Raw genomic sequence first — 16,034 nt, 5'->3', positions numbered from 1 at the left:
AAGATGGATAAGAAATTACTGGATTATGAAGTTGGAGAAGGACTTGATTTGTTTCTATTAATAAAATCGAGTACGAAGGGAATCGCGAGCAATGGGAAGCCTTTTTTATCATTAGTTTTACAGGATAAATCGGGGGAATTGGAAGCGAAACTGTGGGATATCTCGGACAGTGATGAGGAAAATTATGCGAGCCAAAATATCGTGAATATTGTTGGGGAAGTGCAGAATTATCGTGGTAGAAAACAGTTGAAAATTCGCCAAATTCGTCAGTCATCAGGGCTTGATGGTGTGAGTATTGGACAGTTTATGGAGACGGCGCCGATTGATAAGGCGGAGATGAGTGAAGAGGTAACGAAGTATATTTTTGAGATGCAAAATCCGAATTTACAGCGGATTACGCGGGCGCTTTTGAAGAAGTATCAGGATGATTTTTTTGATTATCCGGCGGCTGTGAGGCATCACCATGAATTTGTTTCGGGGCTTAGTTTTCATGTGGTATCGATGTTGCGATTGGCGAAATCGATTGCGGATTTGTATCCGACAGTGAATCGTGATTTATTGTATGCTGGCGTGATTTTGCACGATTTAGGAAAAGTGATTGAGCTTTCTGGGCCGATTTCTACTACATATACATTGGAAGGGAATTTGATTGGTCATATTTCGATTGTGGTAGAAGAAGTGAGCAAGATGGCGGATGAGCTTGGGATTGATGGTGAGGAAGTTGTGATATTGAAGCATGTTCTTTTGAGTCATCATGGGAAAGGCGAGTGGGGTAGCCCTAAACCGCCGCTTGTGAGAGAGGCTGAGATTTTGCATCAGATTGATTTGATGGATGCGACGATGAACATGATGGACAAGGCGTTGCGTCATACGAAACCTGGCGAGTTTTCAGAGCGGGTGTTTGGGTTGGATAATCGGTCGTTTTATAATCCTAATTTTAAATGAAAAGCTGAAACGGCCCGTTAGACTCGACAGAAGGCAAGGGACGAATGCTCACTCTGCTCACTCTGTTCACACTCGTATTGAGGCTCTAAATCGGCAAACGATGCCCCATAAGAGTTACAACAAAAAGCCGTACTTGCTTTTTGTGGAGGGCATGATGTTTTCGAGGAGTTGGTCGTTGAAGCTAGATCGGAGGCGCAGGTCATGGGGTTACATGCTCACGTTTCTCGCACTCATATGGAGACTCTAAAAAGCAGCATAGTATCTCCATATGAGTGCGAGAGGCGGAGAACGGGAAGATAGCTTCATTATTCACTTGAAATGGAGATATATTTTCCAAGACTCATAACATGCGCTCAAACAAGCAATCAAAAAGCAAAAGAAAAGAGGAATAAGACATGATTAATAAAATCGGGCAAGTGATGATTTACGTCAACGATCAAGAGGCAGTTGCGAAATTTTGGACAGAAAAAGTAGGATTCGTAATTAAATCTGAAAACGCAGCCGGTGCACCAGAACGCTGGATTGAAATCGCGCCAACCAAAGATGCTGCAACGACATTTGTTCTTCAAGATAAAGTGGCAGTGGCCAAAGCTCAACCTGAGATGAACTTGGGAACGCCATCAATCTTACTCTATGGGGATAATCTAGATGCAATGTATGAAGACTTTAAAGCAAAAGGTGTTACAGTTGGTGCGCTTGTAGATATTCCAAACATGGGCCGCGTTTTCAACTTCGCTGATCCTGAAAACAATTATTTTGCAATCCTTCAAAAATAAGCAAAAGAAGACCTGAAATCCATCACAGATTTCAGGTCTTCTACTATTTATTACTTAGTTGTTGATGAATCAGTTGATGCGGATCCGTCATATTGCTTGAATGCATCTTTCAAATCTTTGTCATCAATTTTAACGTCAGCTTTTTTGTAAAGTTTTTCTAGTGCTGCAGTTTTTGATTCAGCAGTTACTTTTGATGCCAAGTAGTCTTTCTTCACTTGTGCTTTGTCTTTTGCAAAGTCAGTTTTTGCTGGGTGGTCTAACATTTTGATGATGTGGTAACCAGCGTCTGTTTTAACAACTGGGCTGATGTCACCTTTGTTTTTCAATGCGTAAGCTGCTTTTTCGAATTGTGGTAACATTTTACCAGGACCGAATGGAGCTAATTTACCGCCTTGTGTAGCAGAACCTGTGTCTGTAGAGTTAGCTTTTGCTAATTCTTCAAAGTTACCGCCAGTTGTTACTTTCTTGTGAAGCTCATCTGCTTTCGCTTTGTCAGCAACTAAGATGTGTTCTACTGTGATGTTTGGTTGCCACGTTTTGTAATATGCTTCTAATGCTTTATCGCTAGTATCAACAGAAGCTTCTGCTGCTTTTGTGCTTAATAGATCGAATTTCAGGTAGTCAGACTTGAATGATTTCTCAGTGTAACCACTTTGTTGTAACATGCTCGCAAGTTGGTCACCATATTGGTCTTCGAAAGTCTTGTAAGCTGCATCGATTTCTTTGTCTGTTACTTTGTATTTATCTTCAAGAATCTTCGTCATGGCTAATTGCGATACATATTGATCGCCGACTTTAGCTTTCATTGCATCGTAAAGTTCTTGTTGTGTTACGTCTCCTGCTTTGGTTTCAACAACAGCATCGTTCGCTGAATTTCCACAAGCTGCTAAGCTGAATAGACCCATCATTGATACCATACCTAATACTAATTTCTTCTTCATTAAATAATACACGCTCCTCAAAGTTTTAAATAAGTTCTGCTTAACTACATACTTATCATACCACATAATGGGTGATAATAAAGTAAAATGTCAAAAATCTAATCTATTTCTAATCTTGCCAGTTGCTTCTCTCACATGGCGTTTCCTCAGGATAACATAGTTCCTTCTAAGGTCGCTGAAAACAGAAGCAACAGGACGGTGACATTCACAATTCGATAAAATAATTGACATTGTCTTGGGTTAAAATCTTGTTTTGTGGCGTAACGCTCGACTAACAAATTAAAAGCTAATAAAGCGACGACTCCAAAAACGGTGTACAAGACGTAAAGTAACACTGTATCCCTCCTTACTCTTCTGAAACAAGCACCGAAAAGCCGCGATCAGCATCTTCTACAAAAGTGTGTTTTGGTGTTCCGATAATGTTTCTAATATGAATGAAATCTGGGTAGCACATGCCTGCATGGATCGCAATCAAAATAAGAAAGAGTGGCGAGTGGAGTACAGGTGTCGCAATCATGGCAACAATTAGTAGCGCTGAGATAACGACAAATGGCAAGGCAAGTGACGCAATGTATTGCCATTTCGGGATGACGCGTTTTACTTTCACTTGTAAGCATGGCACGATGTAGAAGTGCCGTTTAAAGCGCATCTGCACGCCATCACGATAACGCAATAAGGCGAGTAAATGAAGCCCTTTATGAATCGGATACAATAGAAGCAAAGCAATAAACGTCGGCAATTCAAAAACCATCACAAATTGGCCAGGAAAAACCAGATTTTCAATTAAAAATAGGATGCACATCACGAGAAGTGAAATTAAGCTGGATTTAAAAAAGACGCGATTATACTCATCTCTTCGTTCCACATTAATTGTCTTTAAACAACGCATGGATAACTAATCCTCCAGTACATAATAAAATAGTAACCTCCTTGGATCACCTTAGTATTGTAGTCCCTGCGGCGCTTTTTTTCAACCCCTTTTCGACTAATAAATCATGCGCTGTGAATAAACTGTGACAAATGTAGCTTTTTACACTATTAGAAAAGGCGCAAAAGTCCTGCGAGAGAACGATTTGCGCCTTTTCTTTTATTTGTTTTCTTTTTTGTCTTTTTTTAGTGTTTTTTCTAAATCTGAGATCGTTTTTTGCATATCTTTAATCTCGTCTTTGAGGCGGGCTTTTTCGGGCTCCATTTCCTCGTTCCAGTTGGCAACGGATTCTTTGATGTCTGTAGATAAATCTTTTAGTAAAGTCGTGCCTTCTGTTCCTAAAACTTGAACGGATTGGAATAAATCTGTCGCATTGTAGGCTAGTTCTTTCAAAATAACGCTCGCTTCACCTGATTTAGAGGCGATATCTTGACGCAGTTCGCGACCTGATTTAGGTGCTAACATAATAGCTGTCGCGGCGCTTGTGAGACCGCCGATAAGTACGCCGAGTAGTACGGATTTTGCATTCATATTTAACACTCCTTTAGACTTCTTTGGCAATTTTGTCGGCTAGCTCTTGGAAGGCTTCTTTGGAATACCAGTTGGCATTGTCCGCCCATTTCAAGCCGAAATCATCTTTATTTGTATAGCGGGGAATAAGATGAATATGATAATGAAAGACGCTTTGTGACGCAATTTCTTCATTGTTATTCAGAATGTTGAGTCCTTTTAATGGCAAGGCTTTTTTGAGGCCTGCCGCGATCTTCGGAACACGTCTGAAAATTTCTGCGGCCGTTTCTTCCGGCAAATCAAAAATATTGCGCGCGTGTTGTTTTAGAATGACCAGCGTGTGGCCTTCTGTTACTTGTCCTAAATCAAGAAAAGCGTATACTTGGTCATCTTCGTAAACTTTAGCAGAAGGAATCTCGCCGTTTACTATTTTGCAGAAAATACAATCATCCATATTGAATTAGACACCTCCGAATAAATTCACTCTCTTTGTATCTAATGTACCATAAAAACGCGGAAAACGCATGTCTGAAACAAGGTCAAAATAGTGAATTTATAGCGAAAACGGTATCAACTGTGCTATTATAGGGACAATAAGATGGATAATAGGAGTGATAACATGGCTTTAGTGGAGGTTCAGAATTTAACTGGTGGCTATACGAAACGTCCGGTTTTAAAAGATATTTCCTTTACAATTGAGGAGCGCCAAATCGTCGGGTTGATCGGTTTGAATGGTGCTGGTAAAAGTACAACGATTAAACATATTACAGGGTTGATGCAGCAGAAGAAAGGCACTATCACGATTAATGGGCATACGCTGACGGAAAATACGGAGGAGTATCGCAAACAGTTCGCCTACATTCCGGAAACGCCGGTGCTGTATGAAGAGTTGACGCTAAAAGAGCATTTGGAGCTGACGGCGATGGCTTACGGTTTGACGGAAGAGGAAATGAAGACGCGAATGGCGCCGTTGCTTAAAGAATTTCGTTTGGAGAAAAAGCTGAACTGGTTTCCTGCGCATTTTTCAAAAGGGATGAAGCAGAAGGTGATGATTATGTCGGCGTTTTTGATTGAGCCGAATTTGTATATTATCGATGAGCCGTTTGTGGGACTTGATCCGCTTGGTATTCAGTCGCTGTTGCAGTGGATTGAGGAGATGAAGGATACGGGTGCTAGTATTTTGATGTCGACGCATATTTTGGCTACGGCGGAGAAGTATTGTGATAGCTTTATTATTTTGCATGATGGGATTATTCGCGCGCAAGGGACACTCGCTGATTTGCAGGCGGATTTTGAAATGCCAGGAGCCTCGTTGGATGAGATTTACGTACAATTAACAAGGGAAGAAGAGCAGGCCGATGAAGTTTGATGCGGTAGGTTTGTTTAAGAAGCGTTTTGGTAGTTATATGGAAGAAGTTAGCCGATACATGCGCTATATGTTGAATGACCATCTGCTGTTCGTGTTGATTATTGGTGTTGGGGCGTTCGTTTACTCGTATTCTGGCTGGGTGAAGACGCTGACGCCTGTGTTTCCGGCGATTCCGTTGATGGTGATTTTGTTAACGGCGGCGATTGCGGTGACGACGATTAATACGTTGCTCAAACGGCCGGATGCGGTTTACTTGATTGTACAGGAAAAAGCGATGAATCAGTATTTCAAAAAGGCGAATATAGCTAGTTTCTGGATGCAGATTTATATCTTTATTTTAGTTTTAGCCGCATGTATGCCGATGTACGCCGCCGTGACTGGATTTAGTTTTTCGCGATTTTTCCCGTTATTACTCGTGATGCTTTTGATCAAACTGTGGAATGTGTATTTCCAGTGGGAGACGATGAAGCTTGAGAATACAGATACGACGTGGTTGTTTACGCGGGTTATCGTGAGTGCGGCGCTGCTTTATTTGGTGCTGGCGTTCAACTTGATTTGGTCGATTCCGGTCGCATTGGTTGTGCTACTCGCGAGTTATGTTTGGATGAAGCGCAAAACGGTGGGGCTGACGATTAAGTGGGAGTACTTGATTGATAAAGAGGAAGCGCGGATGAACAGGTTCTATCGTCTGGCGAACTTGTTTACGGATGTCCCTCATCTAAAAGGAACCGTGCGCCGTCGTGCATATTTGGATTTCTTGTATCGTCCGATTCCGTATGCGAAAGAGAAGAGTTTTGCGTATTTGTGGAGCCGTACGTTTGTGCGGACGAATGAATTTATGGGATTGTATGTGCGTTTAACTGTGATTGCGTTCTTGTTGCTCGTTTTTGTACAAGGATTCTATCTCAATATTATCTTTTCGCTGCTGTTTATTTATTTGACAGGATTCCAGTTCATCCCGATGTTGCGCCATTTCGATGGGCAGGTCATGTTGAAACTGTATCCGATTGATGACCATTTCAGACGGCGTTCGTTCATTCACTTTTTGCGGATTTTACTCGTGGCTCAGGCGTTGTTGTTTGGGATTGTCGGGATTGCGCAGAATGGATCGATTGGCGGCGTGATTATACTGGGGATAAACTTGGCGTTTGTTGCGGTGTTTACGTTTGTGTATGTGCCGTATCGGGTGAAGAAGATTTACCAGTGAGCAAAAAAATACGTTGTTGAAAACGTGCTTCAACAACGTATTTTTTAATGGTTTTATTTCTCATCATGGAAGTATTCTGGGAAGTGATAAACATCTACGTGCGAGAAACCGCTTTGTGAGCTGTTGGTGCGAATGAGATCCATGATTTTATTGTGTGCTGCGCCGTTTTTCCAGTGTTGGTAGTCGTCGCCGCTATTCCAGAAGGTGATGATTAAATACTTGTTTTCGGTTCTGGATTGTAGTAATTGCATGCATTGTAAGCCGCGTGCTTCGTGTAGTGTTAACGAAATGGATTGGTATAATTTCTGGAAAATCGGAATTTCTTCGGAACGTAGGTATAGGTACTCGAATGTCACTGTGCCATGGCCTTTTATTTCGCCAAAGCTTTGATTGATACGGTAAGCTGTTCCTTCTTTGAAAACGGTTGATTCCGTCGTTTCTTCGAGTAAAAGGGAGTCGCCGAAATTGTGTAGCAGGATGATGTCGCGGGTCGGGTTGTCCGAAAGAATTTGACGAAGATAATGTTCAGTTCCACTTGTGATATACGCATATTTCATAATAATGGCCTTCTTTCTAAAATGTTATACAAAATAGGGATAAATTATTCCATACCTAGATAGTACAACTATATTCCTCTTTCTGCAAAAATAAAACGTTATGGAGCTACTTATCTGGTTTTTGCGTCGATTTTTTGGTATGCTGTACATTGTAATAATTATAAAGTGTGCTCGAAATTTATGTGCTTTAATGAACAATGAAGGGGTTTTGTTATGAAAAAGTTAGAGAATGACTTATTTTTGCGTGCCGCTAGAAAAGAATCTGTGGATAGGATTCCGGTTTGGTATATGCGGCAAGCAGGGCGCTCACAGCCAGAATATCGTAAGCTTAAGGAAAAGTATTCATTATTTGAAATTACGCATCAGCCGGAGCTATGTGCTTATGTGACGCGCCTTCCTGTGGAGCAGTATGGTGTGGATGCAGCGATTCTGTATAAAGATATTATGACGCCACTGCCTGGAATGGGTGTGGATGTGGAGATTAAGAGTGGGGTTGGGCCAGTGATTGCGAATCCGATTCGAACGGGCCAAGATATTGAACGGTTGGCGTTGTTTCAGGCGGACGAGCATGTGCCGTATGTACTGGATACGATTCGTTTGTTGACGGAGGAGCAGCTTCGTGTACCGCTTATTGGCTTTGCTGGTGCGCCGTTTACGCTCGCGAGTTACATGATCGAAGGCGGTCCATCGAAAAGTTACCACCAAACGAAGGCGTTTATGTATACGCACGAGGCGGAATGGCATATGCTGATGCAAAAATTGGCAGTCATGACGGCGGATTATTTGTTAGCGCAAATTAAAGCTGGCGCGAGTGCTGTGCAGATTTTCGATTCGTGGGTTGGAGCGCTTAGTGCGGCGGACTACCGTACATATATTAAACCGGCAATCATGCAAATCGTGGCGACCGTGAAGAAAGCGAGTCCAATGACGCCTGTGATTATGCAAGCAGTTGGCGCGACGCATTTGTTAGCGGAATGGCAAGACCTTGGCGTTGACGTTGTTGGCGTGGATTGGCGGATGTCGATTGCGGATGCGAGAGCGCGAGCTGGTGGCATGGCGTTACAGGGGAATCTGGACCCATCGCTACTTTTGGCGCGTGAGAAGTGTTTGACGCAAGCGGAACTTATTTTAGCAGAAGGAACGCAGGAACCGGGCTTTATTTTTAATTTGGGACATGGCGTTTTTCCAGAGGTGTCGCCTGCGATGTTGAAGGAATTAACGGCTTTTGTACACGCGCAAAGTGAAATTTTACTAAGGGGTGGAGACAAGTGAGTAAAAAGGTTGGATTGTTGGTAATGGCTTATGGAACGCCGTATAAGGATGAGGATATTGAGCGTTATTATACGGATATTAGGCATGGTCGTACGCCGAGTCAGGATTTGATTGATGATCTTCGTTCGCGTTACCATGCGATTGGGGGGCTTTCACCGCTCGCTAAAATTACGCAAGCACAGGCTTTTGGGTTGGCGGATACGTTGAATAGTATACAATCGGATGTTGAATTTAAGACATATATTGGGTTGAAGCATATCGAGCCGTTTATTGAAGATGCGGTGCAGGAAATGAAAAATGATGGCGTGGAAGAGGCAATTTCGATTATTTTGGCGCCGCATTATTCGAGTTTTAGCGTGAAGGAATATAATGGGCGTGCGCTGAAGAAGACGGAAGAGATTGGCGGGCCCACGATTCAGACGATTGATAGTTGGTATGATGAGCCGACGTTTATCGAGATGTGGGCGGAACGTATTAATGATGTGGCGATTCCAAAAGAGGAGCTGGATCAGACGGTGCTTGTTGTTTCGGCGCATAGTTTACCGGAGAAGATTAAAGAGCACGGCGATCCGTACCCTGACCAGTTGGCGGAGACGGCGAAACTTATTTTTGATCAAGTGGACGTGCCGCATTATGCGTTGGGATGGCAAAGTGAGGGCAAGACTGGGACGCCTTGGCTTGGCCCTGATGTGCAGGATTTGACGCGTGCTTTATTTGAGGAGCATGGCTACAAGCATTTCATTTATACGCCGGTGGGGTTTGTGGCGGAGCATTTGGAAGTGCTGTACGACAATGATTATGAGTGTAAAGTTGTGACGGACGAAATTGGAGCGACATATCACCGTCCACCGATGCCGAATGATGATAAAGAGTTTTTAGATGTGCTGGCAACGGTTGTATGGAAAAATTGGAGTAAATAGAGAGAAATATGATTAAAAAGGTGAGTGTTTCCTGTGGTTAAGAAAAAGATAGTTGTGATTGGTGGAGGTATTACAGGATTATCCAGTACGTTTTACTTGAAAAGGGAGCTTGAAAAAAAAGGACTGGACTACGAATTAGTGTTGTTGGAGGCTGGAACAAAAGTTGGGGGAAAGATCGAAACCGTGAGGCGTGATGGCTACGTGATTGAGCGGGGACCTGATTCGTTTTTACGGCGAAAACCGGAGATGCAGGAATTGGTACGGGATCTTGGACTTGCGGACCAGTTGGTGGAGAATGCGACGGGGGATAATTATGTGCTCGCGAAACAGGGACTGCATGCGATTCCTCGTGGTTCGATTATGGGGATTCCAGCGCGATACCGTCCGTTTTTCAAGACCGGATTATTATCGGCGAGTGGGAAACTGCGCGTGATGGGTGATTTGTTTATGGGAAAGCAGCAAGTGGACGGCGCGGATATGTCTTTGGGGGCATTTTTGCGTGCGCGTGTTGGGGATGAGATGGTCGACAATGTTTTAGAGCCGCTGATGTCAGGAATTTATGCAGGGGATCTGGATGAAATGAGTGCTGAGGCGACCGGTGAGCAATTTTTAAAATTGGAGCGGGAGCATGGTAGTTTGATCAAAGGGATTCGCGCGATTTATAATGAAACGACGGCGAAACAGAGCACAGAATCGACGTTTTTGACCCTGCGCCAAGGTTTGACGACGATTGTAGAGGCGCTGGAAAAAGAGCTCTCTGCTAAAATTATTAAAAAAGGCAAACGTGTGCATAAAATTTCGAAGCAGACGCGCGGCTATGAGTTAACGGTGACGAATCAGGAGAAGCTTTTGGCGGATAGTATTTTTATCGCGTTACCGTATCATGAGATTATTCCGATGTTCCGAGATGACGCGATTTTTGAGGATATTGGCGAGATTCCAGCTGCGAGTGTGGCGACGGTCGGGATGATTTTTCCGAAAGAGGCGATTGAGAAGGATATCAAGGGAAGCGGTTTTGTTGTGTCGCGAAATGAGGATTTTTCGATGACGGCGTGTTCTTGGATTCACCGAAAATGGCCGCATACGGTTCCTGATGATAAAATTTTGCTGCGTGCGTTTGTTGGTCGTAGGAAAGAGGAATCGATCGTGGAGCTGGCGGATAAGGCGATTGAGGAGACGGTTCTGAGCGATTTGAATCGGATTATGACGATTAATCAGGCGCCGGAGTACACGATGGTTACGCGGTGGCGGAATAGTATCCCGCAATATACCGTGGGACATGTGCAGCGCAAAGAAGCGATTTTTGAAGAATTTAGGGAAGCCTATCCGGGCGTCTTTGCTGGTGGTGCATCGTTTGACGGCGTCGAGTTGTCAGAATGTGTACGGCAGGGGAAAGACGGGACGGCGTCGGTTTTGGCGTTTTTGGATGATTTAGACGTGCGGGTTTAGAGGGATTTGGCAATAAAAAAAGAAGATGCTTGACATCTGGTTCGGTGACAAGCATCTTTTCATAGGAAGCTTAGAACCAAGGCTAATAATAGTAGCCCGATGATCAATAGCAATGTTTTGGTGAGGAGTGATTTCACGCTGAGTTTACGACCCAATATATCGTCCAAAAGAGCAATGACGTAGACGAAACCTAATCCGATAAAAGCGGCATACGTTCCTCCAAAGGCTAATAAAAGTAAAAGCCCAGAAATTAAAATACTGTATAGAATTTTTGTGTGATTCATGATAAGTAGGATCTCCTTATTTTTGTATTATAATCCAATCATAGCATAAAAAAATAGAGAGAGCAGATCTAAGAGACTCAAACTCGGTTGGGAAGCGTCGGTTTTGGCGTACTTAGAAAAGCTTGTAGCGCAATGAAATAAAACGCTTTCAAAATTGTTATCATAATACTATCTAGTTTTAATCATATTCTCATTTTCTTCGGGCATACTAGCATTATAGACAAACCCACTACGGGAGGAAAAAACAATGAATAGATTAGAAAAGAAAAGAATTGCAGAGAATATCAATTTATATATAAGATTGAACGGCTTTACGAAACGCTCTTTTGCGAAGGCTACGAATTTTTCTCAAAGTACGGCGGAAGCGATTTTGAATGGCAAAGTCATAAGTAATGCGAAATTCAATAAATACATAGTGAATATAACTGAAAAGCTAGGTTTGGATGCTCATTATTTTAAACAGGATAAGGAAACAATCTTGTCCATGCCGATTCATTATCAAGAGGAAGAAGATAAGATTCATATTGGTGACGAGAAATACAATACGATTAGCGCAATGCTAAAAATTGGTGATGTTTATTATAGTAACTTGTAAGCGAAAACCGGTTGGTGTCCAAATAGGATGCGAATCGGTTTTTTGATTGGGAAGCGGAACGATGCGTGCATGTCAAAGTTATGGTATTGTGAGAAGATACATTGTTTGGAGAAGGGATTTGATGAGTTGAAACCAGCAGCGATTTGTTTTTTTGATTTGGATGGGACGTTATTGACGAGTGATTCGGTCGTGGCGGAGAGTTCGGTGAGGGCGTTACGGGAATTGCGCGTGAAAAATGTCATGCCGATTATTGCGACGGGGCGGACGTTATGCGAGATTGAGCATGTACTCGCGACGACGGAGATGACGTCTGTGATTGCGATGAACGGGCAGTATGTTTTGTATGATGGAAAAGAGGTTTATACGAATCCGATTGATGTGGAGGAGATTAAGGCGCTTCACCAAGGTGCGCAGTCGCAAAACGTGGAAATGGCTTTTTATACGGAGGCAAAAATTCGTGGAACGGCGCAAAATGAGGTTATGGAGAAGCATTATCGGTATTTGGGTGAGGAATCGCCGGATGTGGATGCGGCGCTTTATTTGAAGGAACCGATTTATATGTTGCTATTGTTGTTGGAAAAAGGGGACGATTATTTTCCGGAGCGCTTTCCTTATTTCCAATTTGTGCGCAATACGCCGTTTAGTAATGATGTGGTGCCAAAGGGCGGTTCGAAGGCGCAGGGCATTGCTAAGTTGCTTACAGTGATGGGTTTTGAGGATGTTCCGACTTATGCGTTTGGCGATGGCATGAATGATTTGGAGATGTTCGGGGCGGTGGATCACGCGATTGCGATGGAGAATGCAGTGCCAGCGCTTAAGGAAAAAGCCGAGTTTGTGACAGCGGATAATAATAGCGATGGGATTGAAAAAGGACTGCGATTGTGTGGTTTACTTTAAAAGAAGACATGAAAAGACCAGATGATTGCTCATCTGGTCTTTTCTAGCGCTCTTAAACTGCCTTCCACAAAGCATTGATGTTTAAGAGGTTGGCAGTGGAATCTTCACACTGCTTGTAGGCTCATCGCATGAAGTAATCTTACCACGCGATAAGGGGAATGTAAAGGTTTATTTGTTGTGGTTCTTTGAAGCAAAGCGAATTTGTAGTCTTTGGTGCGGGAAATCATGAAAAAGCCGTTTTTCTAGATTGTTAGGTGGAGCATCAAAGCCTCGTATGGTTGCAGTACGATCTTATTTGTCATCGCCTTATGCGGATAGTTGGACTCGAGAATTTGGCAATTTTTATCGTGGTGGCGTTCTGGAAGGTTCCAAACTTGTTCCTCCGCGCTAAAATTACCAACTACGAGCAATGTTTCGCCGTTCCATTGGCGCTCGTAGTCGTAAATCGTTTCGCTGGCGGCGTCCAGTAACGCGAAATCACCATTCGCAAAAATATCGTGACCGCGGCGCAAGGCGATTAAACGCTGATACGTGTAAAAAATCGAGTCGGGATTCGCGAGGGCTTTCTCGACGGTCCAGCTATCTTCGTGAATCGGTGCCAGCCAAGGCGTCCCATCTGTGAAACCATGATTTGGACCGTCATTCCACTGCATCGGAATCCGCGAATTCTCACGTGATTTCTCACGCAAAATCTGCAAGGCATCGGTCTCGGAGACGCCATCCGCAAGCATTTGCTTGTACGCATTCCGTGATTCTGCGTCATCATACTGCGAAATATCCGTGAAGTTCGCATCGGTCATCGCGATTTCCTCTCCTTGATAGATGTACGTCGTTCCTTGCAAGCCGAACAGGATAATCGCTAAAAGTTTCGCGCTCTGTTCCCGATACGCCTGATCATCAGCAAAACGCGCCAACGCCCGCGGTTGATCATGATTCGTCCAAAATAGGGCGTTCCAGCCACCGCCAGCCGCGATTTTTAATTGCCATTCTGCCATGATGCGTTTCAAGTCCGTCAAGCGATACTTCGCGCTAGCCCATTTTTTCCCGCCTGGATAATCGACCTTCATGTGATGAAAATTAAAGGCCATCGAAAGCTCTTGTCGTTCTGGATTCGTATATTTGATGCATTGCTCCGGCGTCGTGGATGACATTTCGCCAACCGTCACGAGGTTGTATTTATCAAAAACGCGACGGTTCATGTGATGCAAATACTCGTGGACATGCGGCCCATCAACGTAGAATTTACGACCATCGTCTTGCGCGGTTGCCAAGGAATCATTCGGGAAATCGGGATTTTTCGAGATATTATTAATGACGTCCAAACGGAAGCCGTCGATGCCTTTTTCGCCCCACCAAGCCATCATTTGATAGATTTCTTCTTGCAGTTTCGGGTTTTCCCAGTTTAAATCGGGCATGCCGACTTCATAGAGATGTAAGTAGTATTGGCCAGATGCCGCGTCGAGTTCCCACGCCGAACCGCTGAATTTCGATAGCCAGTTATTCGGAGGTCCGCCGCCTGTCGCCGGGTCTTTCCAAATATAGTAATCGCGGTACGGATTATCCTTGCCCTTTAGCGCTTCCTGAAACCAATGATGCTGGTAGGACGTGTGATTGACGACCATATCCATCATAATTTTCAACCCACGACGGTGCGCTTCTTCTAAAAGTTCTTCAAAATCCGCCATCGTTCCGTACTGCGGGTCCATCGCGAAATAGTCCGCAATATCGTAGCCGTTATCGCGTTGTGGCGACACGTACATTGGCGTTAACCAGAGTAAATCGATGCCGAGTTTTGCAAGGTAATCTAATTTTTCAATAATACCGCGGATATCCCCGATGCCATCACCGTTCGTATCGTTAAAACTGCGCGGGTAAATCTGGTAAACCGTTCCTTTTTGCCACCATTCGTTATTCATCTAAAAATCCTCCTAAAATCCTGCATTTCCTTGTTTTCGTCTTGCCATTCCGATAATAAATGTGAGTACAAATGGTACGCCAATCGCGATTAGCATGCCAATAGCGTAGGCGCCCCAACCAGCCCGTGTAATCGACAGAATCGAGAACAAGCCGCTGACACCAATGGATTGGGAGATGACACCATTGTACGCGATGAAACCACCTGCGAGCCCTGCGCCAATCATCGAACAAACGAAGGCGTACTTGGCGCGTAAATTGACTCCGAACATCGCGGGTTCTGTGATGCCGAGATAGGCGGAAAGCGCGGAAGTGAGCGCGATACTACGGTTCTTTTTATCACGTGTGACAAAAGCCATGGCAAGAGCTGCCGAGCCTTGTGCGGTATCGGAAAGCGCTTGGATTGGCCAAAACATCGTTCTGCCAGTTGTTGAAATAAGTTGCAAATTGACGGCAAGAAAGGCGTGATGCATTCCTGTAATAACGAGTAGGGCAAAACATGCGCCGAATAGAACTCCGGTAATCATCGGTGAGATGTTAGATAGATGAACAATACCGTCCGTAATCCAATTGGAAATCCATAATGTAATCGGACCAATCGCAATCAGGGAAAGGGCGCTCGTCACAAGCAGCGTCACAGGAGCGACAACCAACAATTGGAAGGCATCCGCAACTACACGACGCAACGCTTTTTCAATGGAAGCGTATACCCAAGAGGCCACGAGAACCGGCAATACTTGACCTTGGTAGCCAATTTGCGCGACTTCCAGCCCGAAGAAATTCCAGTAATGCGGCTCCTTCACGCCAATATCATAAGCACTCATCAGCGCAGGATTCACGAGCACAAGCCCGAGCACAATCCCCATCAGCGGGTTTCCACCGAAATATTTCACCGCCGACCAACCAACAAGCGCTGGCAAGAAAGCAAAGGCGGTCCCAGCAATCATACTAATCATCCCGGCAATACTAGCCAAGTTCGGATACATATCAACAAGCGATTTACCCTCAACAAAAATGCCAACACCAACAAGCACATTATTAATACCGAGTAAAAGACCACTAGCAACAATCGCTGGCAAAATTGGAATGAAAACATCGGCCAGCATTTTCACGATTTTTTGCAGTGGATTCAATTTTTTCGCGTTTTCTTCTTTTAGTTCTGCGGTTGTGACTTCTTTGACATTTGTCTGGCGAACGAGTTCTTCGTAAGCTTTGTCGACGGTTCCTTGGCCGATAACGACTTGATACTGGCCATTGGAGCTGAAATTACCGCGTACAATGTCGATTTCTTTTAGTGCTTCTTCGTCCACAATGGATTCGTCTTTGAGCTGAAAACGGAGACGGGAGATACAGTGCGTCGCCATGTTGATATTATCTTCGCCACCAATTGCTTCAATAATCGCTGCAACATTCTTTTTTGTAACCTTTGCCATCTTAAATTCCCCTCTTTCTGAGCTAACTATAAAATGT

Annotated in this window: 17 protein-coding genes; 9 read left to right on the top strand and 8 right to left on the bottom strand. The window is 44.0% G+C overall.

The genetic code is table 11. From position 1 onward, the window contains the following. Positions 1-3: 3 nt before the first annotated feature. A complete protein-coding gene (gene yhaM, locus DUK53_RS15765) occupies positions 4-945 on the top strand; it encodes a 3'-5' exoribonuclease YhaM (RefSeq protein ID WP_036092427.1) in 942 nt (313 codons plus the stop codon). Positions 946-1,340: 395 nt separating this feature from the next. Next, positions 1,341-1,721 (top strand): VOC family protein, encoded by a 381-nt coding sequence (locus DUK53_RS15760; RefSeq protein WP_036092335.1) that lies wholly within the window; start codon positions 1,341-1,343, stop codon positions 1,719-1,721. 50 nt (positions 1,722-1,771) lie between these two features. Here DUK53_RS15760 and DUK53_RS15755 read toward each other — a convergent pair whose 3' ends face one another. The 4 genes from DUK53_RS15755 to DUK53_RS15740 all read right to left on the bottom strand — a co-directional run bounded on the left by DUK53_RS15755 (position 1,772) and on the right by DUK53_RS15740 (position 4,554). Next, a complete protein-coding gene (locus DUK53_RS15755; protein ID WP_036092337.1) occupies positions 1,772-2,662 on the bottom strand; it encodes a peptidylprolyl isomerase in 891 nt (296 codons plus the stop codon). 346 nt (positions 2,663-3,008) lie between these two features. Further along, a complete protein-coding gene (locus DUK53_RS15750) occupies positions 3,009-3,551 on the bottom strand; it encodes a DUF3267 domain-containing protein (protein WP_036092343.1) in 543 nt (180 codons plus the stop codon). Positions 3,552-3,749: 198 nt separating this feature from the next. Continuing rightward, positions 3,750-4,121, bottom strand: coding sequence for a YtxH domain-containing protein (locus DUK53_RS15745; protein ID WP_036092345.1), 372 nt, complete (start codon positions 4,119-4,121; stop codon positions 3,750-3,752). Between the two features lie 13 nt (positions 4,122-4,134). Beyond that, entirely contained in the window at positions 4,135-4,554 is a 420-nt protein-coding gene (locus DUK53_RS15740) for an HIT family protein (RefSeq protein ID WP_124893032.1), read from the bottom strand. 165 nt (positions 4,555-4,719) lie between these two features. Here DUK53_RS15740 and DUK53_RS15735 point away from each other — a divergent pair, with 165 nt between their 5' ends. Then, entirely contained in the window at positions 4,720-5,469 is a 750-nt protein-coding gene (locus tag DUK53_RS15735) for an ABC transporter ATP-binding protein (RefSeq protein ID WP_036092350.1), read from the top strand. Beyond that, positions 5,459-6,676 carry an ABC transporter permease gene (locus DUK53_RS15730; RefSeq protein WP_036092353.1) on the top strand — a complete coding sequence of 406 codons (1,218 nt, stop codon included), beginning with the start codon at positions 5,459-5,461 and terminating at the stop codon, positions 6,674-6,676. Before DUK53_RS15735 ends, DUK53_RS15730 begins: the two co-directional genes overlap by 11 nt. A gap of 53 nt (positions 6,677-6,729) precedes the next feature. On the opposite strand, the gene DUK53_RS15725 is transcribed toward DUK53_RS15730, so the two are convergent. Next, positions 6,730-7,233: an antibiotic biosynthesis monooxygenase family protein gene (locus tag DUK53_RS15725; protein WP_036092356.1), complete on the bottom strand. Its 504-nt coding sequence runs from the start codon at positions 7,231-7,233 to the stop codon at positions 6,730-6,732. A 213-nt stretch (positions 7,234-7,446) separates the two neighbouring features. Between DUK53_RS15725 and hemE the strand changes: the two genes are divergently transcribed. From hemE to hemY, 3 genes are read left to right on the top strand one after another with little or no spacing between them, the layout of a single operon-like run. After that, positions 7,447-8,505: a uroporphyrinogen decarboxylase gene (gene hemE, locus DUK53_RS15720; RefSeq protein WP_036130505.1), complete on the top strand. Its 1,059-nt coding sequence runs from the start codon at positions 7,447-7,449 to the stop codon at positions 8,503-8,505. Beyond that, positions 8,502-9,425, top strand: a complete 924-nt coding sequence (hemH, locus tag DUK53_RS15715) for a ferrochelatase (protein WP_036130508.1) — start codon at positions 8,502-8,504, stop codon at positions 9,423-9,425. The genes hemE and hemH overlap by 4 nt, the downstream gene beginning before the upstream one ends. A gap of 33 nt (positions 9,426-9,458) precedes the next feature. Then, on the top strand, positions 9,459-10,874 hold the full coding sequence (gene hemY / locus DUK53_RS15710) for a protoporphyrinogen oxidase (protein WP_036092366.1): 1,416 nt from the start codon (positions 9,459-9,461) through the stop codon (positions 10,872-10,874). A 59-nt stretch (positions 10,875-10,933) separates the two neighbouring features. Here hemY and DUK53_RS15705 read toward each other — a convergent pair whose 3' ends face one another. After that, complete coding sequence (locus DUK53_RS15705) at positions 10,934-11,158, bottom strand: hypothetical protein (RefSeq protein ID WP_036092370.1); 225 nt, start codon at positions 11,156-11,158, stop codon at positions 10,934-10,936. A 247-nt stretch (positions 11,159-11,405) separates the two neighbouring features. On the opposite strand from DUK53_RS15705, the gene DUK53_RS15700 reads away from it, so the two are divergent. Beyond that, positions 11,406-11,753 (top strand): hypothetical protein, encoded by a 348-nt coding sequence (locus DUK53_RS15700; RefSeq protein ID WP_036092373.1) that lies wholly within the window; start codon positions 11,406-11,408, stop codon positions 11,751-11,753. A 126-nt stretch (positions 11,754-11,879) separates the two neighbouring features. Then, entirely contained in the window at positions 11,880-12,650 is a 771-nt protein-coding gene (locus tag DUK53_RS15695) for a Cof-type HAD-IIB family hydrolase (RefSeq protein WP_036130538.1), read from the top strand. 242 nt (positions 12,651-12,892) lie between these two features. On the opposite strand, the gene DUK53_RS15690 is transcribed toward DUK53_RS15695, so the two are convergent. Both DUK53_RS15690 and treB read right to left on the bottom strand, forming a co-directional pair. Then, positions 12,893-14,566, bottom strand: a complete 1,674-nt coding sequence (locus DUK53_RS15690) for an alpha,alpha-phosphotrehalase (RefSeq protein WP_036130511.1) — start codon at positions 14,564-14,566, stop codon at positions 12,893-12,895. Between the two features lie 12 nt (positions 14,567-14,578). Beyond that, the gene (gene treB, locus DUK53_RS15685; protein ID WP_036130514.1) at positions 14,579-15,997 is read right to left on the bottom strand and encodes a PTS trehalose transporter subunit IIBC; all 1,419 of its coding nucleotides are present in this window, start codon (positions 15,995-15,997) and stop codon (positions 14,579-14,581) included. Positions 15,998-16,034: the final 37 nt, after the last annotated feature.

This window comes from Listeria sp. SHR_NRA_18 (assembly GCF_003856515.1).
Lineage (GTDB): Bacteria > Bacillota > Bacilli > Lactobacillales > Listeriaceae > Listeria_A > Listeria_A newyorkensis.
Note: the sequence above shows the minus strand (reverse complement) of the source record. Positions and strands in the feature narration are given on the sequence as shown.